The sequence below is a fragment of the Paenibacillus dakarensis genome (genome assembly GCF_001373415.1).
Taxonomy (GTDB): domain Bacteria; phylum Bacillota; class Bacilli; order Paenibacillales; family Paenibacillaceae; genus Paenibacillus_AQ; species Paenibacillus_AQ dakarensis.
The window spans coordinates 74,374-97,848 of sequence record NZ_CDSE01000030.1 but is presented as its reverse complement, the minus strand read 5'-3'; the positions used below and the strand labels follow the sequence as shown (position 1 = coordinate 97,848).

Genomic DNA, 23,475 nt, shown 5'->3' with positions numbered 1-23,475 from the left:
ATTATTGATCTTCATATCCATCATAAAATTCAGGTTCGCCGCGATCTTCATCTGCAACGGCCTGAATTTCTTCAGATCCAATGCTGAGGTATTGATAGCCTTCTTCCATATGCTTTTTCAGGGCGCGCTCCTTTACGTATTTAGGACTGGCTTCACCGGAGTCTTCGTCATATACAAGTAAAATTCCATCTGTTTTTCGGAACAGGAGCTCGTCTCTGGCTTTAAACTGCCAGCTTCCTTGGTATGAGTCTTTGCTGACAGCAGCGTAATAATCAATGCCCCTGAGAATTTGCTGGTAGTATTCTTTTTTCTCATCGCTCCACTTTTCTTCCGGGTGTGTATAGGCTGTAATAATCGAGCATTTCAGATGAGGGTATCGGGATTTTAACAAGATGGCTGCTTCACATGCCCAGAGATCCACTCCGTATTGCCCTGGTGTAATGACCCACTCCAGTCCCTCCTCAATCAGCGGGATGAGTCTCGCTTCGATCGCTTTGCGGATATATGGGATTCCCTTATGTTTGTTATTATAAATGCCGAGTTCATGAGCTCGATATCCGGTAATCAGGAGGTTTTTCAACTTGAGGCACATCCCTTGATGAATATTTTGATGCAGATAAAATCATATCATATTTTTGAGTGTTACATTCTGTTGCATATGGGGTAATGACATTGGAATACATATTTTAGGAGGAAATTGTTTTGAAAAAATGGATGGTTGCATTATTAAGCATGACTTTAGTTTTAGGAATCACAGCGTGTAGCAAAGAGAAAGAGACGGGTGGAGACACAACGGGCACAACTCCTACGGAGCAAAAGTCAGGTAACAATGAAAAAACGAATGCAGAAGCGCCGAAAGAGGATGCACTCCCTACAGTGGATGAGCTGATTCAGAAGTCAGCAGAAGCCAGCCAGAAGATGAAGAGCTTCGCACTCGATACCGACATTAAACAAAATATGGTATTTGGTGACGGCGAAAACAAGCAGGAGCAGGACGTTAGTATAGTAATGAATGTGGAAACTACACTCGATCCGCTGGAAATGGTTCAGGAAATGACAATGGATATACCAGGTGAGGGCAAGCAGGATATCAAGCAGTATATTACGCAGAATGGCGTTTATTCTTCTGTAGATGGCCAGTGGTTCCAGCTTCCGGAGGAGAATGTCAAAGAAATTATGGCTAATATGGAGATGACCAAGGAAGGCCCAGAGAAGCAGCTGGAGCAGTTTAAGACAATCACCAAGGATACGAAAATTGCCGAAGAGGGCGATTCATATATTTTGACGGCTGATGTTTCTGGTGACAGTTTGAAGGAGTTGGCCAAATCCTATATGAGCCAGGCTGGCGGTTCTAACGATCAGACGGCTGCCATGCTGGAGCAAATGGATATCAAGAGCATGAAAATCATGTATGGAGTGAAAAAAGACACTTATCTGCCAACCAAATCCGATGTGGATATGGTATTGTCCACGAAACAGGATGGTCAAAGCCTCACCATAGATATGAAGATGAAGAGCGAGTATACGAAGCATAATGAGATCGATAAGATTGAAGTTCCACAGGAAGCACTCGATAGTGCGAAGGCCTCTGGCAACGCGAAATAATTAATTTATTCTTATCAAAAAAGAGCTTTCCTTAAGTAGTTATTCTACTCGGGGAAAGCTTCTTTTTAGATTATCAGCCTGCTTGAGAAACTCACATACTATTCAACTTCTACAATGACACTTCCGTATAACCTCTCGTCGATTGATACCATGAGTCTCCATAAGCCGGGTGTTGGCAGGCTCATGGTAGTTGGAAGTGCAGCATCTGCATTATTCAGTTTGCCTGTTCGCAGGCTTCCTTCAAACACGTCGATAATTTCTGATGAATTTTGCTTCACCGCCGTAATACGAAGGTCACCATTCAGCTCCTCTTCAGAACCCCAGAAATGCCACATGTATTTATTCGGTTGGTTTGCTTTAAATGGAGGATGGATAAAGCCCAGCCGATTCTCTACTCCTGTCATCTCGTAAACGCCGGATCTGAATGAAGGACTAGGCTCCCAGCTGCTGTCAGGCACATCGAATACTACATCCCCAAACTTCTCTTCGCCAATATAGACATCAAATTTCCATAATCCGCTTAGCGGAAGGGCGAAGGAGGAAGAGACGCGAGTGAAATCGTCGTATGCCATGTCTGGTGTAATGGTTGTACTGGTCAGTTCCTCGATTTGCATACCGGTATCCTTATGAACCGCCGTAATACGAATGCTTTGTCCTTCAAGTGTACTTACGGGAACGTATAAATTCCACCAGCTGCCTGCCGGAGACCCTGCCTGATATTCACCGCCTGGAAAGGCATGGAGCTTTGGATTTCCCTCTGGGGTCATATATTCGGAATGAGGTGCCCAATTGCCTGGAACCGCTGAGGGCTGCTGCACAGGATTGGCCGGATTTTGATGAAACGGTTCTGCACCGAAAATCCAGATGGCCCCGAGTATAGCGAGAGTGCTTAAGCCAGCGGCAGCAGCACGAACCATGCGGTTCTTTTTTCGCTTGCCTGCCTGGCTGTCGTTCATTGAGCGATTCAGAACTGAAGTCATAAGCTCGGGTGTGAAATTATTCTTTTCAAAAGGTGGGCTGCTTAGCTCCTCCATCCACGCTTGATCATTTTGATTCTGTTCGCTGTTCATTCAGCTTCATCTCCTCTCAGCAGCGCTTCCATACGGACACGGGCACGATGAAGCCTTGATTTAACTGTACCCTCGGAAATATGAAGAAGAGCAGCAATCTCACGCCTCGGCAGCTGGTAATGGAACTCGAGAAGGAGGACTTCTCTGAACTTGACAGGCAAACTCAAGACATGCTGCCATGTTCGGGATACATCCATGTTCCCGATGGCTTCCATTTCGGCGGATCTTTGATGATCCTTGGCAGTAACCCGATCGACAAGCGTTACCTTTCGGATAAACGAGGACCTAAGGTAGTTCATCGATAAGTTGCGGGTAATGGCGAACAGCCAGGTCTTCACAGTGCTCCGGCCTTCAAATTGCCGGATATGCTGAAACGCCTTAAGAAAAACATCCTGGCTGATATCATCGGCTGCATCACGGCGCTTCGTCAGAAAATAGGCGTAGTTCCATACATCCTGTCCATAAGTCTCCATCATCTCGATCAATGCCAGATTTGGATTATCTACGGACACCATGGTTTTTAAGTACTTTAAACCCACTCTGCTCACCTCTCTAACTATTAGACAACGGACCTGTTGTTTGGTTCCAGAAATTTCTCCAAAATAATAATTATAGTATCGCAGATCATTTCTCATGGTGGAATAATAGGTAGCAGGACGTATAATAAAGTCAACTTATCTTTACACCAACAAGGCTGGCACAGGAGGAAATTACAATGGACGAAGTTATGGATCATCTGGATTATGGTCTCTCTGTACTCTTCATTGGCTTTAATCCAAGCCTGCGTTCCGGTGAAGTAGGTCATCATTATGCGAATCCCCGGAATAATTTCTGGCGTATTCTGTATCAGTCGGGATTAACTCCTCGTCTGTATGACGCTTCTGAAGACGGAGATCTCATCAAACTTGGGTACGGCTTCACGAACATTGTGGCCAGACCAACGCGGGGAGCCGAAGATATAACGCGGGAGGAGTATGAGCAGGGACGTGAAATATTGAGAGCCAAGCTTGAAAAGTACCGTCCTCGAATTGCCTGTTTCGTAGGAAAAGGAGTTTACACCGAATACAGCCGCAAAACGCAAGTGAACTGGGGCTTTCAGCCGGAATCGGTCGTTCAGGAGGTACTGGAGTTTGTAGCTCCGTCTTCCAGTGGTTTGGTGCGAATGAAGATGGATGATATTATCGGAATTTATCGGCAGCTTAGCGATTATATCGCGAGCGAAAGAGAAGATGAGTGGTGAAGGAAGGTATACAGTGGGGATTATATAAAGAGGAACGCCATAGGTTCACCGTGATGAACCTCTTGGCGTTCCTCTTTTTTTATATTCTCCCCGCCTAACGCAGCTTAGCAGGATCAATACGAGGAACAAGCCCTTCGTCTGCAGCACGATTCAGCAGGGCGGATACCGCCGCATACCCATCATCACCGAGTTCCCCGGTAAATGAATTCACATACAGGCCGATGTGTGCATCCACTACTGCCGGTTCCATTTCCTGTGCATGAGTCAGCACATATTCACGGGAAGCCTCAGGATGCTCCCAGGCATACTGGACAGAAGCGCGTGTCCAGGCTGTAATCTGGTCCAGATCAAGGCCGCGGCGTGCGATGATAGCACCGAGCGGGATCGGAAGCCCGGTATCTGCTTCCCACCAGCTTCCCAGATCAGTCATCAGATTCAAGCCGTAGGAAGGGTACGTAAATCGGGCTTCATGAATCACAAGCCCTGCGTCCACTTCGCCGTCCCGGACAGCAGGCATAATCCGGTCAAACGGCATGACAATAATCTCGCCGATACCGCCGGGAACGTTCTGAGCGGCCCACAGCCGGAAGAGTAAGTACGCGGTTGAACGCTCGCTTGGTACAGCGACTTTACGGCCTGACAGAAATGCTGGATCAGCAGGTTTCCCCGATGAGTTATCAGACGGGGAGGATGCTCCGTTAGTCAATAGAAGCGGGCCGCAGCCGCGGCCAAGTGCTCCACCGCAAGGAATGAGCGCATATTTATCAAGCACCCAAGGCAGGGCGGCATATGAAATTTTGAGTACATCATGGTCGCTTGGGTTCGCGCCGGAAGCCCAGTTGTTCGTAATGTCAATGTCGGCATAAGATACATCCAGCTTAGGTGCGCCAGGGATAAGGTTATGTACCCAAGCATGAAATACAAACGTGTCATTCGGACACGGAGAAAAGGCGATTTTCATGTCAGTACCTCCGGTAGTGTTGAGCTTACGGCTTCTAATACCCGCAGCGCTTCAGGAATATTCCATGCATCACGGTCGCGCGGACCTACAAGATTTGATATTGCACGGATTTCAAGCACAGGCAGTCCGAAATCCTGTGCCGCTTGTGCCACGCCAAATCCTTCCATACCTTCAGCTGCAGCTTCAGGGCTCCGGGAAATCAGCGCTTCGGCAGATTCTCTGGTTCCGGTCGTTGTCGATACACTCAGTATAGGGGCAAGAACTGCCTGTAGACCTGCGGCTTGAAGCCGTACGGTTAACAATTCTGAGAGCTCAGATAAAGGATGGATATGTGACGAACCGAAGCCGAGCTCGTCTACACTAAGGAATCCGTCCGGTGTTTCAGAGCCGAGATCTGCCGCAATGATCGCACTTGCTGTAACCACGGACCCGACAGGAGCCCGTCCAGGAAATCCGCCGCCTATTCCTGCGCTGATGACGTATTTATAATGGCCGGATGCGAGTGCCATGGCTGTTCGGGATGCGGAGGCGGCGGGTCCGACACCACCGGCGATGACATCATACTGGTCATTGCCGGCTAATCCGCGAAGAACAGCTTCTTTCTCTGCATCAACGGCTGTGACAACTAATATTTTAGGTGAAGAATCATTCATTAGCTTTCCCCCTCAACAAGCAATTACATCTCTCATTTTAACTTAACGTGAAATCATTCGCGAATCAATGTTTAGTCAGGTGGAGTTCAGATACAGAAGCTTGGCTTCGTCTATCAAGAGATAAACAAGATATTGTTCTGACATAGGATGATACATATAATGGTAGCCAAGAGAATGACCTGTAAGGTTAGGGTGGGTGAATAATGACTAAGAAGTATGCAGTGTTGACAGCTTCTATTATAGCGGTTGGAATGGTAACTCTTTATTTGGAGACAAGCCCGACGGTGAAGCGTGTTTTGCCGTTTGCAGATGACGGGACGATCCATTTTCTTGGAAGATCTGCAGTAGTACATGAGAATGCCGAGATTTTACTGGATTACGAGAGTATTGAGAGAATCGGCTCACGAATGTTGAAGGAAATCTACACAAATGATGGATTTGAGGTATATGGATCATCCCGGGAAAACGATAAACTGTTGGCGGTATATGATGTGAAGGATTCGCTTCCCGCTGCCGTTGATCGGCATCTGGAGAATCATATACTGGATAAACGGTTTGGTCCTGAAAATGCGAACATTACCATGGATCTTAAGGGATACTCTGTTTTCATTCTTTACTCTTTGAGTGACGATGGAGGCCCTTTAGAGATTCATAGAGTCCGATGGTTTCCGTCCCACTTACGGGAGAATGAGCTGCAGTATATACGATATGAGGAACAGCTTGATCTTGGGGTATGGCCTTCTGAATCGATTAATCCTGAATATGTGGATGAGGCCGCACGGTCAGATATGGAGCAGCAGAACAGGGAACAGCGGCGGGAGCGAATCTATAAATTACGGGATAGATATATGGAGTAGATAATAACGGAACAGAACCCATCTTTATCATAAAAGGGCAGCCCCGTCATCGCCGGGACTGCCCTCCTATCATTAAATAAATAAAGCCCTTTATTTCCCCGCCTCCAAATGCTCATATGATTCCAGCGGAGGACGTTTACCTCGCTTCAGCTCCCGCAGGGAGAGGCCGAAGTCCATCTGTAAATGCGGGTAGTCCGGGAAGTTGGTCCAGTCGCCGCCCCATTCAAAGCCGAGATCCTTAGCAATGGCGACGACCTCCATCCAGTCGGATTTGCCGTTTTTGTTGCCGTCATACTCCATATCCCAGATCACACGTCCATCCTTCAGACGCAGAGCAAAGTCTATCGCAAGCCCGTAATTGTGCAGGGATTCACCGGCTCTGGCGTTCGTTACAATATTCCCCTCGGTGCTTCTTCCTTTATTGTATAACCGGTTCTGTTCCTCATCACTACGATACCCGTCTGTTATCATAATTCGAATTCCGATTTCCCGGGTTTTCGCTACAAGTTGATTCTTCTGGGCGAGTACAACGGGATGAATATCGGTAAGCGGCGCAGCATCCTCTTGCTCCACATCCGGAACAATATCAGAAATGGACGTAGATAACTGCATATATAGAATTGCCAGCAAAACAGCAAAAACGATAAACAATGTCGGTCTTGATCTTCTGCGTTTAACCTGTACCATGTCGCTTTGAAGTTACCTGCTTTCCTGTATGATAGTCTTATAACGATTATATCTGTAATTTAGTTTGCATTCCAATAGAGTGATTTTCCAGTCTCATGCATAATGATGTAATGATTTCTGCATGCTAATCAATAAGCAAATTATTGATACATACAATTGTGAAAGGGGAATACCAACATGAGTGATGTCCAATCCATCGCCAATAAACTAAGCCAGGTGTCAGGAACGCTGTCACAAATTCAGCAGAATGGAAATGCAGAACAACTGGATGCGGTGTTAAATGACCTGGGACAGTTAGATACAGACCTCAAGACTGCACAAGCTCAGTTCAGTGCCTCAGCAACTGAATCCACGAGGCAGGATCTGGTCAACTGCCGGATGGAGCTTCATCGTATGGCGAGCTTTGTCTCCGATATTCGCTCAGAGACAGCCGAGCGGTACCGTCAGGCACTCGGGGATCAGAAGGCATCCTTTGAGCAGATGGAGGAATCCATGCAGCAAAGCACCTTTCCCGAGGCATACCAGCACAGACAGATGTTCAAGCAGATGGATGTTGTGAGCAGCCATCTTCATCAGCTGAACGGAGCGATGATGGATGCAGGCTATCAGGCAGGGAGAGACCAGCAGAACGGGAATGAAGCCGCTTATACCGGGGAACACGAACCGAATGTGATGTCAACAGAAACGGATCTGGACACGAACAGCTTCTCTTGATGAGTAAACAAATTAATAAGGCATTAACCGAAGAGGGTGCCCCTGGTTTGTTCATACCAGGGGCACCCTCTTCAGCTTTATTGTTCTTTTCTCCACTGATCCACTGCTGCATGCAGGCGGGACATGGCTTCTTGTGCGGTAGCATATGTGCAGGCGACATTCATGCGCATGAAGCCTTCAGCCTCGGTTCCGAACATGATTCCGCTGTTCATGCCGATTTTTGCTTGTTGAACAAGAAACCGGGTCAGCTCTTCATGAGTCATGCCAAGCCCCCTGAAATCGATAAAGAGAAGGTAGGTCGCTTCTGGCAGGTTAACCTTGATCTCAGGAATATGCTGTTCCAGATACGATTGAATATACTCCATATTTCTCCGGATATAGGCGAGCAATTCATCAAGCCATGCTTCTCCCTCACGGTAGGCGGCCTCCGTAGCGGCTGCACCCAGCGGCGTAATGGAACCGAGTGCATACTTCCTGAGTGTTTTTTCGAATCTTTGGCGGCGCTCTTCATTCGGAATAATTATGTTTGCAGTATTAAGCCCTGCTATATTAAATGTTTTGCTTGGGGCTGTGCAGACAAAGGAACGGTTCGCTGCATCCTCGGAGAGAGAGGCGAATGGCGTATGCGAGCCTGTCTGAAAGAGAAGGTCAGCATGTATTTCATCTGATGCCACAAGTACATCGTATTGTTCACATAAGGCTGCAACACGGGAAAGCTCATCCCGGGTCCATACCCGGCCCACCGGGTTGTGGGGGCTGCACAGAATAAGCAGTTTTATCCCTCCGCCGGACAAGCTGCGTTCCAGGTCGTCGAAATCCATTATATAATCGCCTTGCTCCGTTACCTTTAGCGGGTTATGTACAAGCTCACGGCCATGATCCTTCACCACGCTGTAAAAAGGCGGATAGACAGGAGTCTGGATGATGATCTTATCCCCGGGATCCGTAAAGGTTTCCACGATCAAACTGAGTGCCGGTACAACACCGGGACAGAATTGAATCCATTCGGGTTTAATGCTCCATTGATGGCGATTTTTCATCCATTGGGTGACTGCTTCACGGTAGGAATCGGTTTGAAGTGTGTATCCGAATACGCCGTGCTCAACCCGCTCCTTCATGGCACGGACAACGGCTGGAGGCGCTTCGAAATCCATATCTGCGACCCACATCGGCAAGGCGTCTTCCACGCCGAATACAGCAGGTATACTACCCCATTTCACTGAAGCGGTGCGGCTGCGGTCAATATTTTTATCAAAATCAAAAGTCATAATATCTCCTCCTAGCGGGTACAGTGGGATCAAGCTACAAGTTTGGCCAAGGATATTAAGCCGGTAATTGTTATTACATTCAGTATGGTTGACAAGAGCACAGTCTGTGCAGCAAAATCCGGTTCATTCTGATATTCTTCAGCAAGAATGGATGTATTAACACCAACCGGCATCCCTGAGGCAATAATAAGGGCCTGAGCTGGAATTCCTTTCAGGCCAAGTGCAAATACAATCAGAATACCTATGGCAGGTGCAGCTAGCAGACGAAGTACTACACTAATATATACATCCAGTCTGCGCAGACGAAGCGGATATTTAATAATTTGGGCACCAAGCGTCAGCAGTGCGATCGCGACAAGGGATTGGTCGGCATAGATTAGCGGCCGGGAAATGAACACAGGGAGCGGCACTGCTAAAGCATGCAAAAGCAGCCCAAGAACCAGCGCATAGGGAACCGGCATTTTTAGAAATCCGATAATCGCGTGCCGGTATAAGCCTTGAGTCTTTGCACCCTGAATGGAAATGACGCCAAAAGTAAATGTAAGCAGGCTTTGCAGCGACATAATCAGCGCTTGAACAGAACTGGCGAGCGGATCACCTTTAAACGCAAGGTCATTGATTGGCAATCCGTAGTTTCCCGCATTGTCCAGAATAAGACTGTTCGTAAAGGCGGCTCTCATGCCGGGAGTGAATTTACGACGCGCGGCAGTCAAACGTCCAATGAGGTAGAGAGCAGATACGTATAATGCATAGAACAGGGTTACCGTCCCCAGCAGCCTGGGCGACATTTCAGATTCGTACATACTCATAAATACAGCAGCTGGGGTGATGTAGTAAAAATTGATTTTGGCCAGTGTGTATAAATCGAGTTGAAAAGCGCGCTGCATAAGGATTCCGAAACCGATCAGGACAAAAATGGGCAGAACTACTTCCAGAAGGATGTCAGCGATCATGGGAGGTTATTCATCTTCTTTCCATCAGCATAAGGTTATTTTAGATTATAGCATGCCCTTTCAGATTGCACACCGCTAACTAGGAGAAGAAGTGCTTCCGCTTCCCTCGGCGCTGAGGCTTACAAGAAAAGCCGTTCTATCTCAATAAGAAGATAGACGGCTTTGGTCAATTATGATGGTAGATACCAATCCTGTTTATTGAGGATTCGTTGTCCAAATTCCGGCTGTTTTCACGAACACACGAGGAGGAAGCTTCAATGCAGCAAGCGCTAATTCGGCAACATCCTCCGGCTGCATCATATGATCTTCAGCACCGATTTTCAGTCCTGCATTAACTGCGAGATCGGTATTGACCGTGCTTGGCGTCAGCGCAGTTACACGGATGTTATGCTTGCGGACCTCTTGCAGAACAGCCTCAGTCAACCCCATCACGGCAAACTTGGAAGCATTATAAGCTGATCCTGTTGCAAAGCCGCGTTCTCCGGCCGTAGAGGAGATATTGATGACATCCCCTTTGCTGTGTTCGATCATTCCAGGAAGTACAGCACGCAGCATATGATAAGTACCCATCAGGTTTACGTCAACGATACGTTTCCATTGTTCCGGTTCCATCTCAAGCAGATTTCCGAATTGGGCAATGCCCGCGTTATTAATAAGAATATCAATAGCTCCGAGTTCCTGGTTGATCGTTGCAAATGCAGCTTCTGCCTCGCTTTGGACCGAAATATCGGCGATGGCAGCAACCGCTTTGACTCCGTATTGCTCTGTAACAAGTTTACTGAGTGCTTCCAGGTCGGAAGCTGTGCGGGCTACAAGACCAAGATGTACGCCTTCCTTCGCAAGAGCAATTGCGATTGCCCGGCCAATTCCTTTACCTGCCCCGGTTATAATGGCTGTTTTATTTTTTAAGCTCATAATGTCTCACTCCTATCCTAGAAATAGTAAGGTATTTCGTATACCAGTATACCTCGCAGATAACATGGATTCCAAATCTTGAGCGCTGCATCCGGCCTGTTCTGTTATAATCAATAAGATGAAAATACGGATCGGCATAACATATTTTTCCTGAGGGAGTGTGTGAGAAGGATGTTAGATTCACTTCACGCTATATCTGCTTACAGGCAGGGGGATTTCTCGCTGCTTGAGAACAATGAGTGGCTTAAACGGATCGTGTCTGCGGAAGAGCGAATCGTGAACCTTGAGAGAATTACGTCCATCGGTGAATTAACCAAAGCTAATCCGGTACTTGACTATACGGAGAGAACGCTGCGGGTGTTAAATGATCTTCCTGTTTCGTTCTGGATCAGGGAGCTGCTGGAGGAGGTGCTGGCTTGGTCTGAGACGGCTAAGGGAGGCACATTGCGAGAGCGTATACAATGGCAGGAATCCGGTGTGAATCTATTTGTACATAACCTCGGATCAGGAGAGCTATATGCGAGGTATATTCAGGAACGATATGGACAGATGAGCTTGCGCCACAAGGTAGTTCATACGTTGATTATGACACATGGACTTGTAGGGCAGTATATTCGGGGTGAAGTCCGTTTTCACGAGAATTATGCTCTAACCGAACTGGTTACAGCAGGTTACTTGACGTCTGAAGAGCTCATCAGGCTGCTCCTTCCACTGAATCAATGTATCATGAGCGGCGTATCTGAGTCTTTATGGAAAGCGGCCAAAATAGAAACGGAAGAGATTATTGCTGCTATTGCGGAGGGAAGAGAGCCTAAGGAGTGGAACTACGCCCATCGGCTGGAGCGTTTACGTACAGGAAGTATCCGGCAGGGTGAAGCCTTTCACTCGGAAATTTCCCATATTGCATCGGAGACGAATCTTTCCGCTGCCTTGGCCCCCATGGATCATCTGACATTATGGTTCGTGGAGGCTGCTCTGCAGGATTTCTCTGTAGACGAATTTGTTAAGGTGCTGATGATCAGCCTTCATGGACAGATTGAGCGCCAAGACCGGGATGCAGACACCGAATATGATTCGGTTACGTCACGTGCTGAGCGGAGCCAAAGGGACGAGATTCATCATTTAAGCTTCGAGCCGCTGATGAATGAGATGTATTACGATTATAAAGGCGTTAAGAAGCTAAATGTGTATAAAAAACGGATGATTGAGCAGTATCTGCATCAATTGGATTGGGATGCTTGCCTTGAAGGAGGAGCTGGCAGCAATCCGCATTTACGTTATCGATTAGATCAGAAGAATGGACTTGAGGATACCGTCTTTTTTACATTCGAGTTCTCCCGTGCTGCAGAGCGATTGATTGAATTTTGTATTGAAGCCGAGAAATCACCGCTCTATGAAAAGGCTGTTCTGATGCTCTTTGACCTGTTTGGTCTCCGAAGGGATGCTTATGACCGGTTTCATAACGAAGAGGCCTATTTGCAAGACATGAACAGCTCCGGCGATTATAAGAGTGTCATATTGGATTACATAACCGGCTCCCGTGCTGTGGATATCGGTCCTGGCGGTGGTATTTTGCTCGATCTGATTGAAGAGAAGCTGCCTCATGTCCATGCGGTCGGAATTGATATATCGTCTAATGTAATTGAAGCACTGGAGAAAAGGAAGCGGCTCGAAGGGCGCAGCTGGGATGTCGTGAAGGGGGATGCTCTGAAGCTTCGGGAGGAGCTTGGACCAGAGAGCGTGGATACCGTGATCTTCTCATCTATATTACATGAGCTGTATTCATATATTGAGTATGAAGGCTTCCGGTTTAATCCGGCTACAGTAAGAGCTGCGCTCAGAAGCGCTTACGATGTCCTGTCACCGGGCGGCAGAATTATTATAAGAGACGGAATTATGACTGAGCCGGTGGATCAGCTTCGGCGGATTCGTTTCCTCGAAGAGGATGGGATGCTGTGGCTGTCAAGATACGCCGAGGATTTCAACGGAAGAAAGATTACTTACGAAGCACTGAATGATCACGAAGTGCTTATGCCGGTAAACGATGCGATGGAGTTTCTATACACATATACCTGGGGGGAGGAGTCCTACGTTCATGAGGTCCAGGAGCAGTTCGGATATTTCACACCGTCACAGTATGAAGCTGTCATCCGTGAAGTGCTCGGTGACGCTGAGATTGTGACAAGTAAGCATTTCCTGCAGGAGGGTTATACGGAAGCATTAGCAGGTCGGATTGAATTTGCAGATGAGTCGGGGACTTTGATCTCTCTTCCAGACAGTACATGTCTGATCGTCATTGAAAAACCTTTAGCTTCAGGGGTTCAGCAATAAAAAGAAGAATTACGTTATAGATGGAGCGAATATAGCTGGTTAAAAGGAACAAGAGGACGAAGCCGAATAAGCTTGTCCTCTTGTTAGTAATACAGGTTTATTATTTTTTCTCCGGTTCCGGGTATTCTTTGCCGAGGGTGTCGACCGTTACCTTCTTCATCGTTGGCAGTGGATCCTTGGGACGATCATTAAGGTCTGTACGAAGTCCCGCAATTTCGTCCACAACTTCCATTCCCTCGGTTACTTTGCCAAAAGCAGCATAGAGAGTATCCAAATGCGGGGCATCAGCATGCATGATAAAGAACTGAGAACCGGCTGTGTCAGGGAGACCGGTTCTGGCCATCGAGAGAACTCCCCGCGTATGCAGCAGATCATTCTGAATTCCATTCTCTGTAAATTCCCCGGCAATGTTGTAGCCTGGACCGCCTGAACCATCACCTTTTGGGTCCCCGCCTTGGATCATAAAGCCCGGTATTACCCGGTGAAAGACCGTTCCATCATAAAAGCCCTTATTTACTAATGAAATGAAGTTGTTAACCGTATTCGGAGCAACCTCCGGATACAGCTCCGCCTTAATGATCTTGCCGCTGTCCATTTCAATCGTTACGACAGGGTGGCTTGCTTCGGGATCCGGAAGGACCTGCTTTCCAGCGGCAGGTTCTTCATTTGCCGGCTCTTCTGCTGCAGGTTTCTCAGTTGTAGTTGATCCGCTTGCGTTACTGCTGTTATTGCTGGTCCCACTCCCATTTCTCTCTTCGTCCACACCGCATCCGCTCAAGATAAGAATCAGTGTCATCATAGATAACAGTATGAGCATCAGCTTGTTCTTTCGATTCATCAAATAATTCCCCCTAGACATATGGTTCATGGTTGTTATCTTAACACATGTTCTGAGTTACGGAAAATGCCGCAGAGGGACTATATATATTGGTTATTTCGCCCGGTAGATTCCTTCCACCTTGTTTAAGGGAAACAAGATCCGGGAAGGGTGCTTCTCTTTTCCCAGAAGTTCGATAAAGTCAGTCCCGATCCGGACGAGACGAATTCGACTGAATGCCTTGCCGCTTGGAAACACGGTTCGGACTCCTATGAGAAGAGTTTGACGTGGAGGCTTCGTATCGAACACCCGAATTGAATTTAAGCTCGAAGGAATGAACAATTCCCCATTTACCTTGATGAAATTAGATCTAGAGACCATCTCCAGCCGTCCAGGCTCCAGCCCTGTATTTGGTGCATTAATCTCAACGAGATGCCCTTTAAACATGGACAGCCGCTGCTGAAGTGTGATAGGTCGGCTTTCTTGTAAGGTCAAGATTTTCTTCATGTATACCATCCTTCCAGGATCATATGGATTATTTATGGTATGATGCAGGGTTTGTTTAAGGTGCGGATGCTCGGTTATTCTGCTATCGCATACATGAAGAGCAAAGAGCCGCTTCTGACTTCAGAAGCGGCTCTTTGCTCTATTTATATATACAATTACATGTCGTCGGGGAGTTTACGGTCATGCTCGTCATCTACACCGCCAACACCATTTAGCAAATCGGTTCCATGCTGATCCACACCTTCAGGAACAGCGGGATCAACAGGGCTTCCAGCCTGAAGCTCGTCTGCATCCGGTACATCTTCCAACGGAGTTTCTACTGAATTCGCTGTTCTGGATGGGAGGCGAGGCTCATAAAAGGCTGCTTGATTTCTTGAAGTTACTTCTTCTTCATGAAATGCCGGATCAAATTCGGGGGCTCGGCGTTGATAAGTTTGATTTGCATCCGTTCCGAGTGAAAAGGATGTATCTGCAGGAACATGATCCAGCGGAAGCTTGCCTGCTCTTACAGCCTCATCTCCGTGTTCGCCTTCGTTCCGGGTGAGGTTTTGCCCATCAAGCCCATTCATGTGAACTTCATCGCCCAGAGTACGGTTATCAGGCTCTGCGCCTGTTGCCCGCCAAGCTTCCAAAGCACTGATATCTGGATCAATTCCTTCATCATCTTTCTGTGCATCAGCCGGTCCGGCTGTATTTTGGCTGAAGCCGCTATGGTCGGCTTCTTCGCTGCTCAAACTTTGACTTGTATGTGTACCTACATTTTTTAGTTCATCTTCGGGAATATCGGTCATCGGTTCAAGAGGATTCATCGTCTCATACTGCCGATGCACTAAATCTGCATAACTATTTCGGTTCGAATCATCACGCATTTTATCCATCTCCCTTCATGATCACCTTGCAAAAGGATCAATGATAACAGCATTAATCCCGTATACTTGGATTTACCCTGTGTGTAAGGATTGAATCCATGCTTAGCCCTGTAACTCCATACACTTTTTTATGTTTTCCCTTGGAGAGTTTCTTTATGAAGGAAACTTGCTTAGTTACATATCCATTCCAGAATATAAAAAGGAGCTGTCACTTCGTAGATAAAATCTACTTAAGCGACAGCTCCTTTGATCTAAGGAAGATATAATTTACTTGTATGACAACCCGCTATTTAGCGGAAACGATGCTTTTTCCTGTTAACATGATCGATTGTTGTACGAGAACCTCCATAGCGTCAATAGAGCATTCTCTGTAGAAATCGCTCAGAGGGATACAGGACAATTCTGTGCATGCGAGAATAACACACTGGCATTGCTCTTCATAAACAAGGTGATGAATGAGTGATTCCAGTTTGGCAGGATCCACATTCTTACGGCCTTTTACATCATTATAAATAATGTCCATTACTCTCTCCTGAAGAGACGCTTCAGGCTCATAAAGCTTCATGTTGTAGTGTTCACACGTGTCACGGTATATGCCGGTACGGATCGTCCCGTTCGTTGCCAGTATGCCGACTTTGCTGCCTTCACCGTAACGTTTGCAGATTTCTTTGACCGTTTCATCAACCATGTTGATAATATTGATCTTAGTCATTTTCTGCATTTCGTCATAGAAATAATGGGAGGTATTGCACGGAATAGCGATGTTCGAGACTCCCGCAAGCTCCAGGAGCTTGAAGTCTTTCTCGACGGCGTCCAGGAACAGCTCACCGCGTCCTTCCAGTATGACTTTGGTCCGGTCGGGCAGGGTAGCATGATTCAGGATGATGATATCCATATGATCCTGATCGCGCTCGGCCTCCGTGTTCTCAATCAGCTTATCGAAAAAGACGGAGGTTGCCTGCGGTCCCATACCGCCGATGATGCCTAATTTTTTATTATCCATTATTCAACAACTGCCTCTTTTTGAAGTCATTCACGATCTCAGCCTCATTAAAAGGAATCTCGGTTTTCCCGATCACTTGTGAGGTTTCGTGGCCTTTCCCGGTGATTAGAACGATGTCATCTTTGCGGCTGATTGAAAGAGCATATTCGATCGCTTCCTTGCGATCTACGATAGCTTTGTAAGTGCCGCCAGCCTCCTCCATGGAAGCAATGATATCAGCAATGATTGCATCCGGGTCCTGGTCTTTAGGGTTGTCCGATGTGACCACAGAGAAATCCGCATGCTGAGCGGCTACTTTCCCCATAGAGCTGCGTTTGTCATGTCCCAGCTTACCTGCTGCTGCATAGACCCCGAATACGAGAATGATACGGCCCTTCGCATAAGGACGAAGGATTGTCAGTGCTTTTTCCAGACTGTCTTCGGTATGAGCAAAGTCAACGATAACCAGGCTGTCATCGTCTTTGTACACCACTTCCATGCGGCCCTTTATACCTTCAACGGCCTGTATACCGTCTTTAATGATTTCCAGATCGATACCGCTTGAGTATGCACAGGCAATTGATGCCAGGCTGTTCAGCACATAGATTTTTCCCGGGAGATTAACCTTGATTTCGATATGTCCAGCCGGTGTATGAGCAACAAATATCGTTGAATCGATCGAATAACGGATATCTGTAGCGTAAACATCGGCCTTGTTGTCGATACCGTAAGTAATAAGCTTAGTCTCGTAATGCTGAACTTTATCGATGAGTCTTCTGCCGTAGGGATCATCGGCATTGATGATATTGTAATCGGTTGTCAGGTCGAACAACATGGCCTTCGCTTCAAAATATTCTTCCATATTTTTATGCAGTTCCAGATGATCCGGGGTTAAATTGGTGAATATCCCGGTATTGAAACGGCTGTATGCCACTCGTTTGAGACTAAGCGCATGGGAGGATACCTCCATAACACAATCACTGACATTCGATTTAACCATCTCAGCAAAAATCTCCTGCAAGTAGAGGGATTCCGGCGTCGTGTTTTTGTTCTTCTTAAGCTCGCCGCCGATCATGGTACCGATCGTTCCAATAATACCTACGTTTTTGCGGGCATGCTCAAGTATGGATTTCATGAAATAGCTGATTGAGGTCTTCCCGTTCGTTCCGGTAATCCCGATCATGTTCATCTTATCCGTCGGTGTTCCATAAAAGTTAGAGGATAGAAGCGCCAGTGCGTCACGCGTGTCCTTAACTTTTAATACCGTAACTTCTTCAGTGACTTCAACATCCTTTTCCACAACAATGACTGCAGCCCCCTGAGCGATGGCCTTAGGGATAAAGTTGTGGCCGTCTACAGTGAATCCCGAAACGGCGACGAAGACACTATGGGGAACGACTTCCCGGGAATCGAAGGCTACGGCCTTCACTTCAATATTCAGATCACCTTGTACGAGCTCAAACCCAAGATTTTTTACGATGGATGATAATAGCATGGGATAGCTCCTTTCCGGTTTTTTTATCTTCTAAATACTTTTAATAACCTGACGAAGGGTTAATTGCTTCGTTCTAAACAGCTGCTTTAATCAGATAAAATTGTATGAAATAAGATATACATAAGACTTTATCAACTAATAATAATACTTCTTCACAAACTAGATTACAAATAGATTTGACTCACTGGGATTATTTGAATAACAGCAAGCTGATTTCATGATATATTTATAGAAACTTGATTATACATAAAATAGCATCAGAATGAATAGTTGGTTTTGAACTACGAATTGGGGTAGAGGTGCTAACCGAATGAAGGCTGTGCCTAAATATTTCGCCGTATTAATTATGATTATTGTTCCGGTACTGCTTCTGCAGCTTTTATTACCCTCCATTGCTGCAGGAAATGAATCGTATTCTTTGGCCCCGGATTGGCAAGTCATGTGGGAGTGGAAGAAGCCGGATACCATTACACCTGAGGCGGTGAAAGAATCACAGGACTGGCAGAGTATTGAAGGAGGCCTTTCTAAACCGGAAGGTGCTGTATCTGCCTGGTTTCGGGCTTCTCTTCCTCATGATGTATTAAATCAGCCTGCAATTTTACTTGGTCAAGTAACCGGAAAAGACGTTATTGCTTTTGTAGAGGACGAACCCCTGTTTGAATCTCATCGGGATTATATGTATACCAAACATCGTTTGCTGCTCTCACTTGCACAGGAGGATATGGGAAAGACATTATACATATGGATTGAAACACCGCGCGGGGCGACGGGGATTGAAGGGTTTATGAGCATTGGGGAATATGAGAATTTACAGGGTGAGTTCATTCAGGAGGATCTGGATGACTTTGTTATGGGCAGCTCCTTTTTATTTATTGCTCTCGTTATGTTCTTCTGCTGTTTCTTTTTGCCGAGACATAATGTAACAACCTGGATTTCGCTTAGCCTGGTGATTTGTGCAAGTGGAATTCTGCTAATTACGTACTCTCCCTTTTTATACACCTTTTATAGTGAATATGGGGAGCTATGGCTGACATTATTCGATATATCCATGCTTGTCCTCGTTCCTGCGTTAACCTTTTATTTTGAGAAAATATATGGTACGGGGCCATTTGGCGTGATTCGATATATGAAGAACTTCTTATTCATCTACTCCATGATCTGCCTGGTGTTCCTGTTCGTGAATCAGTTATCCGGAGACCGGTTCTATAATGCCTTTTATATCATCTCAGTGAGTGTCCTGGGTATTATCGTCATCATTGAGATGTTGATTCTGGTAGGTATTACGATCATGTATACGATTAAACGCAAAAAGGACGCGTATATTTTTTCGATCGGATTCAGTTTGCTGACTGCTGCGGCAATAGGTGATCTTATTACCTTCTATACCAAAAATGGACATTACTATTTCTTTCTTTGGAAATGGGGAGTGCTTGCCCTCATCATATCATTGATTGTTATGCTGGGAAGGAAGTTTGTCCGAAGCCATGAACAAGTAGTCAGATATTCGAAGGAATTGGAATTGTTCAATAACGAACTTCAGCGTTCCGAAAAGATGGAGATCATTAGTGAACTGGCTGCATCCGTGGCACATGAGGTTCGCAACCCCTTGCAAGTAACCAGAGGATTTATGCAGCTTCTTGGAGAGCGTTCCAATCCATCGCAGCAAGAGTATTTGGATCTGGCCCTTAAAGAGCTGGATCGTGCCTCGGCGATTATTACCGACTTCCTTACATTTGCAAAGCCAGAGCTTGAGCAGGTATCCAAACTTAATCTACCCGATGAGCTCCGGCATGTGGCAGGAATTTTAATGCCTCTGGCGAACATTGGGGGAGGTACGATTGTGCTTAATGCTCCTGAAACGATACATACTTTGGGGAACTCATCCAAGCTAAAGCAAGCGATGGTCAATCTTGTTAAGAATAGTATCGAGGCTCTGGATGGAGAAGGGACCGTAAATATATGGGCTTATAAGGATAAAGAACAGGCTATTATTCATATTCGTGATGATGGGGTGGGTATGGAAGCGCAAGAGCTGGTAAGGTTGGGCGAGCCTTATTATTCGAATAAGACCAAAGGAACAGGGCTTGGATTGATGGTTACTTTCCGAATAATTGAAGCCATGAAAGGAACAATTGAGTTTACGAGTCAAAAGGGGATAGGAACAGAGGTTATAATCCGTTTTCCTCTCGCAGACTAAACAGACTTACGATCAGATTGGATAGGCTGCTCATGGATGAAATCCTTGAGCGGTCTTTTTTTTATAAATCGGGAAGGTTTACCCGCTTATTCGATGAAAGTGGGGACGCAAAGCCAAGATGTCACTTCCGTCAGCTGTATGTTTAAAAGCTGCGAAGGTAAACGGCTCGTCCCCATTTTTCTTACGATTAAGAGGCAGGATAGTTATGTATGTATTACCAAACGGCTTTTTCCTTAGCTTCGGACTTGATTACTCCTGATGGATTCGGAGGGATTACCAGATACAGCTCGTTCGACTGCTCCTCAACCGTTTTCACTTGGATGTGATCAGGAATCCATACGCCAAAGACCTCTTTAATGGCGGATTTGGGATCTCTCAGCAATTTAGCTTTAAAAGCTGGATCCTCCCATGCTTTCTGAATCAATTGTGTTTGAAAGATGGCTTCTGTCGTCATAGAATCACCCTTTCAAAAATGGTTATTATTTACTCCAAAAGAATAACATGTAATATATTTAAAATCTATTATATTTTACTCAAAATAGACAAGTAATAGTTTAGTCCGCCACGCTCAAGCATTTTTCGGCCATTTTTAATATGTTCAGCTTCTATTAAAAGCTCATCCAGCAATGCTTTATGAAAGGATATGACATGGGGAGCATTGAGACTGGAGTTCAGTATTCTTGAATGGGTTGCAGAAGCAATATCAGCATATGAATCGAGAACTTCATAGAGGTAGATTGCACGTTGAACTTCTTCAGTGTTAAGCCTGTAGTTGTGGGGGAGGTTGTTCACTGACTGGATGAGAGACAGCAGGCAATTATAACTCCCGTCAGCCAGATCCTGTTCATAGTCAGCCCAATCGTCCATCATTTGCAGAGTGAGAAGGACGTTATTTAGGAGGTCGGCTGCTTCCTCGACGAGATCATGCCGGTCGGCCAACAGCAGAACTGCAGTGCTTCCCAGTTTAACGGGGGCTGCTTTTTTTGAAATATGTATTGGATTGTGGTGGAAATAATTATGCTGGCTTTCGTGAATGACACCCTCGGACCAATCCTGTATATAGCTTCTGAAATAGCTCCAGAAAGGATGATGAGACGGAAAAAAATCAAGGTAGATATGAATGAATTCGGTATACAGGAGATTTGCCAGTACGAGCTGATGCTTCCACATACCCGGAATAGAGTCCTTGGGATGGGTGTCCATAATGTCGTCTTGGATGAAGAAATAGAGCATCCCGAAGATATTGGCGGCGGAAAGACTGCGGTACACATCCGGGGAGAGTGATGTCTGGTCTTTCATCCAGAAGGGAAGAAGGTAGCAAATATAGTTCTTGGCGCTGCCTTGCTGAAACACATCGAACTTCCTCATGTATTGTAGTCCAATATCGTTTAACGGGGGAAGGAAACCGTCAATTCTGATGCGGCACTCCGCAAAAACCTCTAATAATTCATGTTCATACGGTTTGAACCATTCCATGGCAGCACCAGCCTTTTAGATAGTTTACAGTTCTTCTAATACCGGTAACTCGAAATTCCTAACTTGCTGTCTTATCGTATCACGTATTCAGGGGGAGTTAAATATTTACAATTAAAATAGTAGATATGTTGACGGACTGATGTTTTGTGAAAAAATATATTGACAAATAATTTGAAATCTGCTTATTCGTGTTTGACAAATCCGGCATAAGTTTAATGTAGAGATGAGCAAGGATACAACAGACGAGGCAAACATTAACTCTAGGAGGTAATTTATATGACTCAGAGAATAGTTGGTGCATTTAGTACAGAACAGGAAGCTACTCAAGCTATCGAGGATTTGAAGCAGCAAGGATTCGGAACAGAGGAAATTTCGGTTATTGCAAAAGACCGTGATGATGTGACTACAATTAATGAAGAGACAGGAACCAAAGCCCCTGAAGGCTTGGCATCGGGAGCTGCAACAGGCGGGATTCTTGGTGGAGTAACTGGACTTTTGGCAGGACTAGGCGCTTTGGCTATTCCTGGTATTGGGCCGATCGTAGCAGCAGGTCCTATTGCGGCTACACTGACAGGTGCAGCCGTTGGAGCGGGAGCTGGCGGCTTGGTTGGCGGCCTGATCGGACTTGGTATTCCGGAGGATGAAGCTAAGGAATATGATGAGTATGTGGAAGAAGGACGTATTCTGGTGCTCGTTGAAACAGATGAGGATCGGACAAATAAGGTGTATGATACATTCCGTCGTAACAATACGTTGAATGAACACCACTATAATCAAGGCGGCAGCTATACGGGGAATACCGGATTGAATTTAGATTCCCGTACTGAATCTGCAGCCGCTGCAGAAGAAACTGTGCAGGATCCGAACCTCTATCAAGGATATGGCGCAGGCATGGGTAATGCAGGTATGAATAATGCAGGTACAGGTGGTGCAGCAGGCACTGGCACCGGAGATATTCCGGAGCATTATACGAATCGGCAAACCGATACAGATCTCGATACAGATCTTTCGGACAGATTAACTATGGAAAATGACATTGAAGATACAACCCATCGCACGATGCCGCTTCGTGAAGAAAAGCTTGATATTAACAAGGAGCGGGTGCAAAGCGGAGAAGTAACACTCCACAAGGAAGTTATTGAGGAGCAAAAAACGATTGAAGTGCCAGTAACCCACGAAGAGGTTGTTGTGGAGCGACGGGCGGTATCAGACGGATCGACGGCAAACGGTACAATCGGTGAAGACGAAACCATTCGTATTCCGGTAAGTGAGGAACGGGTTGAGGTGAACAAGCGCCCGGTAGTTACGGGTGAAGTTGAGGTCCGTAAAGAAGAAGTTCAAGATACAGAGCACGTTCAGGATACTGTGAAAAAAGAACAGGCTCATGTAGATAAAAGCGGCAACCTCTCTGTTCGTGGATTAAATGAAGTGGATGAGGATTCAACCGCTGTAGATGGAACAGATCTCTCCATGAACCAAAACAATAGTTCATTGAATACGAAAAAATTCTAAAGATAAGTATTTAGCAAATAGAAACAACGAAATGGCGGTGCCAGGGATGAATGAAGTGCTCCCTGCACCGCCATTTCTGTTTCTCAAGAGAAAATCAAGGGCTTTATTTCTGTCCAGGACCGCCTTTTTGGATCGGACGGTCATGCCTGCTGTATCCTACCGGTCTTCGATGGCCCCAGCCTCCCCAGTGTCCGCCAAAGTGTCCTCCATAATGCGGGTAATGTCCGTAGTATGGATAATACGGGTAAGAGTAAGGTGGATAAGGATAAGGATAAGGATAATAAGGATAGTAACCGTAATAAGGATAGAGGTAACCGCCAATATTACGGTAGCTTCGGGGTTCTTTATTGACATGGATCATACCGA

Annotated in this window: 24 protein-coding genes; 7 read left to right on the top strand and 17 right to left on the bottom strand. The window is 46.1% G+C overall.

From position 1 onward, the window contains the following. Position 1: 1 nt before the first annotated feature. Complete coding sequence (locus BN1234_RS08700; protein WP_054956268.1) at positions 2-580, bottom strand: SLOG family protein; 579 nt, start codon at positions 578-580, stop codon at positions 2-4. 122 nt (positions 581-702) lie between these two features. Between BN1234_RS08700 and BN1234_RS08695 the strand changes: the two genes are divergently transcribed. Then, entirely contained in the window at positions 703-1,605 is a 903-nt protein-coding gene (locus BN1234_RS08695) for a DUF6612 family protein (RefSeq protein ID WP_054956267.1), read from the top strand. 98 nt (positions 1,606-1,703) lie between these two features. Here BN1234_RS08695 and BN1234_RS08690 read toward each other — a convergent pair whose 3' ends face one another. Together BN1234_RS08690 and BN1234_RS08685 are read right to left on the bottom strand one after the other, a co-directional pair. Next, the gene (locus tag BN1234_RS08690; RefSeq protein WP_054956266.1) at positions 1,704-2,675 is read right to left on the bottom strand and encodes a DUF4871 domain-containing protein; all 972 of its coding nucleotides are present in this window, start codon (positions 2,673-2,675) and stop codon (positions 1,704-1,706) included. Beyond that, the gene (locus BN1234_RS08685; protein ID WP_306455055.1) at positions 2,672-3,214 is read right to left on the bottom strand and encodes an RNA polymerase sigma factor; all 543 of its coding nucleotides are present in this window, start codon (positions 3,212-3,214) and stop codon (positions 2,672-2,674) included. Before BN1234_RS08685 ends, BN1234_RS08690 begins: the two co-directional genes overlap by 4 nt. Positions 3,215-3,390: 176 nt before the next feature. On the opposite strand from BN1234_RS08685, the gene BN1234_RS08680 reads away from it, so the two are divergent. Continuing rightward, on the top strand, positions 3,391-3,915 hold the full coding sequence (locus tag BN1234_RS08680; RefSeq protein WP_082423140.1) for a mismatch-specific DNA-glycosylase: 525 nt from the start codon (positions 3,391-3,393) through the stop codon (positions 3,913-3,915). Between the two features lie 94 nt (positions 3,916-4,009). Here the strand turns inward: BN1234_RS08680 and BN1234_RS08675 are convergent, their stop codons facing one another. Then, entirely contained in the window at positions 4,010-4,876 is an 867-nt protein-coding gene (locus BN1234_RS08675) for a 1,4-dihydroxy-6-naphtoate synthase (protein ID WP_054956264.1), read from the bottom strand. Further along, on the bottom strand, positions 4,873-5,529 hold the full coding sequence (locus BN1234_RS08670; protein ID WP_054956263.1) for a futalosine hydrolase: 657 nt from the start codon (positions 5,527-5,529) through the stop codon (positions 4,873-4,875). Before BN1234_RS08670 ends, BN1234_RS08675 begins: the two co-directional genes overlap by 4 nt. A 203-nt stretch (positions 5,530-5,732) precedes the next feature. Here BN1234_RS08670 and BN1234_RS08665 point away from each other — a divergent pair, with 203 nt between their 5' ends. Beyond that, positions 5,733-6,386 carry a hypothetical protein gene (locus BN1234_RS08665; RefSeq protein ID WP_054956262.1) on the top strand — a complete coding sequence of 218 codons (654 nt, stop codon included), beginning with the start codon at positions 5,733-5,735 and terminating at the stop codon, positions 6,384-6,386. Positions 6,387-6,476: 90 nt separating this feature from the next. Here the strand turns inward: BN1234_RS08665 and BN1234_RS08660 are convergent, their stop codons facing one another. Then, positions 6,477-7,073: a M15 family metallopeptidase gene (locus tag BN1234_RS08660; protein WP_054956261.1), complete on the bottom strand. Its 597-nt coding sequence runs from the start codon at positions 7,071-7,073 to the stop codon at positions 6,477-6,479. A 177-nt stretch (positions 7,074-7,250) separates the two neighbouring features. Here BN1234_RS08660 and BN1234_RS08655 point away from each other — a divergent pair, with 177 nt between their 5' ends. Next, positions 7,251-7,787 carry a hypothetical protein gene (locus tag BN1234_RS08655; RefSeq protein ID WP_054956260.1) on the top strand — a complete coding sequence of 179 codons (537 nt, stop codon included), beginning with the start codon at positions 7,251-7,253 and terminating at the stop codon, positions 7,785-7,787. 77 nt (positions 7,788-7,864) lie between these two features. Here BN1234_RS08655 and BN1234_RS08650 read toward each other — a convergent pair whose 3' ends face one another. From BN1234_RS08650 to BN1234_RS08640, 3 genes are all read right to left on the bottom strand, one after another. Continuing rightward, positions 7,865-9,055, bottom strand: coding sequence for a MalY/PatB family protein (locus tag BN1234_RS08650; protein ID WP_054956259.1), 1,191 nt, complete (start codon positions 9,053-9,055; stop codon positions 7,865-7,867). Positions 9,056-9,084: 29 nt separating this feature from the next. Then, positions 9,085-10,008, bottom strand: coding sequence for an AEC family transporter (locus tag BN1234_RS08645; RefSeq protein ID WP_054956258.1), 924 nt, complete (start codon positions 10,006-10,008; stop codon positions 9,085-9,087). A gap of 195 nt (positions 10,009-10,203) precedes the next feature. Further along, entirely contained in the window at positions 10,204-10,923 is a 720-nt protein-coding gene (locus tag BN1234_RS08640) for a 3-ketoacyl-ACP reductase (RefSeq protein WP_054956257.1), read from the bottom strand. A gap of 171 nt (positions 10,924-11,094) precedes the next feature. On the opposite strand from BN1234_RS08640, the gene BN1234_RS08635 reads away from it, so the two are divergent. Further along, positions 11,095-13,254, top strand: a complete 2,160-nt coding sequence (locus tag BN1234_RS08635) for a class I SAM-dependent methyltransferase (RefSeq protein WP_054956256.1) — start codon at positions 11,095-11,097, stop codon at positions 13,252-13,254. 100 nt (positions 13,255-13,354) lie between these two features. Here BN1234_RS08635 and BN1234_RS08630 read toward each other — a convergent pair whose 3' ends face one another. From BN1234_RS08630 to BN1234_RS08610, 5 genes are all read right to left on the bottom strand, one after another. Continuing rightward, positions 13,355-14,095: a peptidylprolyl isomerase gene (locus BN1234_RS08630; protein ID WP_370733799.1), complete on the bottom strand. Its 741-nt coding sequence runs from the start codon at positions 14,093-14,095 to the stop codon at positions 13,355-13,357. Between the two features lie 90 nt (positions 14,096-14,185). Next, positions 14,186-14,578: a hypothetical protein gene (locus BN1234_RS08625; RefSeq protein ID WP_054956254.1), complete on the bottom strand. Its 393-nt coding sequence runs from the start codon at positions 14,576-14,578 to the stop codon at positions 14,186-14,188. Between the two features lie 155 nt (positions 14,579-14,733). Continuing rightward, complete coding sequence (locus tag BN1234_RS08620; RefSeq protein ID WP_054956253.1) at positions 14,734-15,447, bottom strand: hypothetical protein; 714 nt, start codon at positions 15,445-15,447, stop codon at positions 14,734-14,736. 286 nt (positions 15,448-15,733) lie between these two features. Further along, positions 15,734-16,450 carry a cysteate racemase gene (cuyB, locus tag BN1234_RS08615; protein WP_054956252.1) on the bottom strand — a complete coding sequence of 239 codons (717 nt, stop codon included), beginning with the start codon at positions 16,448-16,450 and terminating at the stop codon, positions 15,734-15,736. Further along, complete coding sequence (locus BN1234_RS08610; RefSeq protein ID WP_054956251.1) at positions 16,443-17,924, bottom strand: UDP-N-acetylmuramoyl-L-alanyl-D-glutamate--2,6-diaminopimelate ligase; 1,482 nt, start codon at positions 17,922-17,924, stop codon at positions 16,443-16,445. Before BN1234_RS08610 ends, cuyB begins: the two co-directional genes overlap by 8 nt. A 310-nt stretch (positions 17,925-18,234) precedes the next feature. On the opposite strand from BN1234_RS08610, the gene BN1234_RS08605 reads away from it, so the two are divergent. Next, on the top strand, positions 18,235-20,121 hold the full coding sequence (locus tag BN1234_RS08605; protein WP_054956250.1) for an ATP-binding protein: 1,887 nt from the start codon (positions 18,235-18,237) through the stop codon (positions 20,119-20,121). 214 nt (positions 20,122-20,335) lie between these two features. Here BN1234_RS08605 and BN1234_RS08600 read toward each other — a convergent pair whose 3' ends face one another. Both BN1234_RS08600 and BN1234_RS08595 read right to left on the bottom strand, forming a co-directional pair. Then, the gene (locus tag BN1234_RS08600; RefSeq protein WP_054956249.1) at positions 20,336-20,575 is read right to left on the bottom strand and encodes an NHLP leader peptide family RiPP precursor; all 240 of its coding nucleotides are present in this window, start codon (positions 20,573-20,575) and stop codon (positions 20,336-20,338) included. Between the two features lie 68 nt (positions 20,576-20,643). Continuing rightward, positions 20,644-21,597, bottom strand: a complete 954-nt coding sequence (locus tag BN1234_RS08595; RefSeq protein WP_054956248.1) for a class 1 isoprenoid biosynthesis enzyme — start codon at positions 21,595-21,597, stop codon at positions 20,644-20,646. Positions 21,598-21,873: 276 nt separating this feature from the next. Between BN1234_RS08595 and BN1234_RS21845 the strand changes: the two genes are divergently transcribed. Next, positions 21,874-23,109: a YsnF/AvaK domain-containing protein gene (locus BN1234_RS21845; protein ID WP_082423139.1), complete on the top strand. Its 1,236-nt coding sequence runs from the start codon at positions 21,874-21,876 to the stop codon at positions 23,107-23,109. Positions 23,110-23,212: 103 nt separating this feature from the next. Here BN1234_RS21845 and BN1234_RS08585 read toward each other — a convergent pair whose 3' ends face one another. Next, entirely contained in the window at positions 23,213-23,470 is a 258-nt protein-coding gene (locus tag BN1234_RS08585; protein WP_211751798.1) for a hypothetical protein, read from the bottom strand. Positions 23,471-23,475 lie beyond the last annotated feature (5 nt).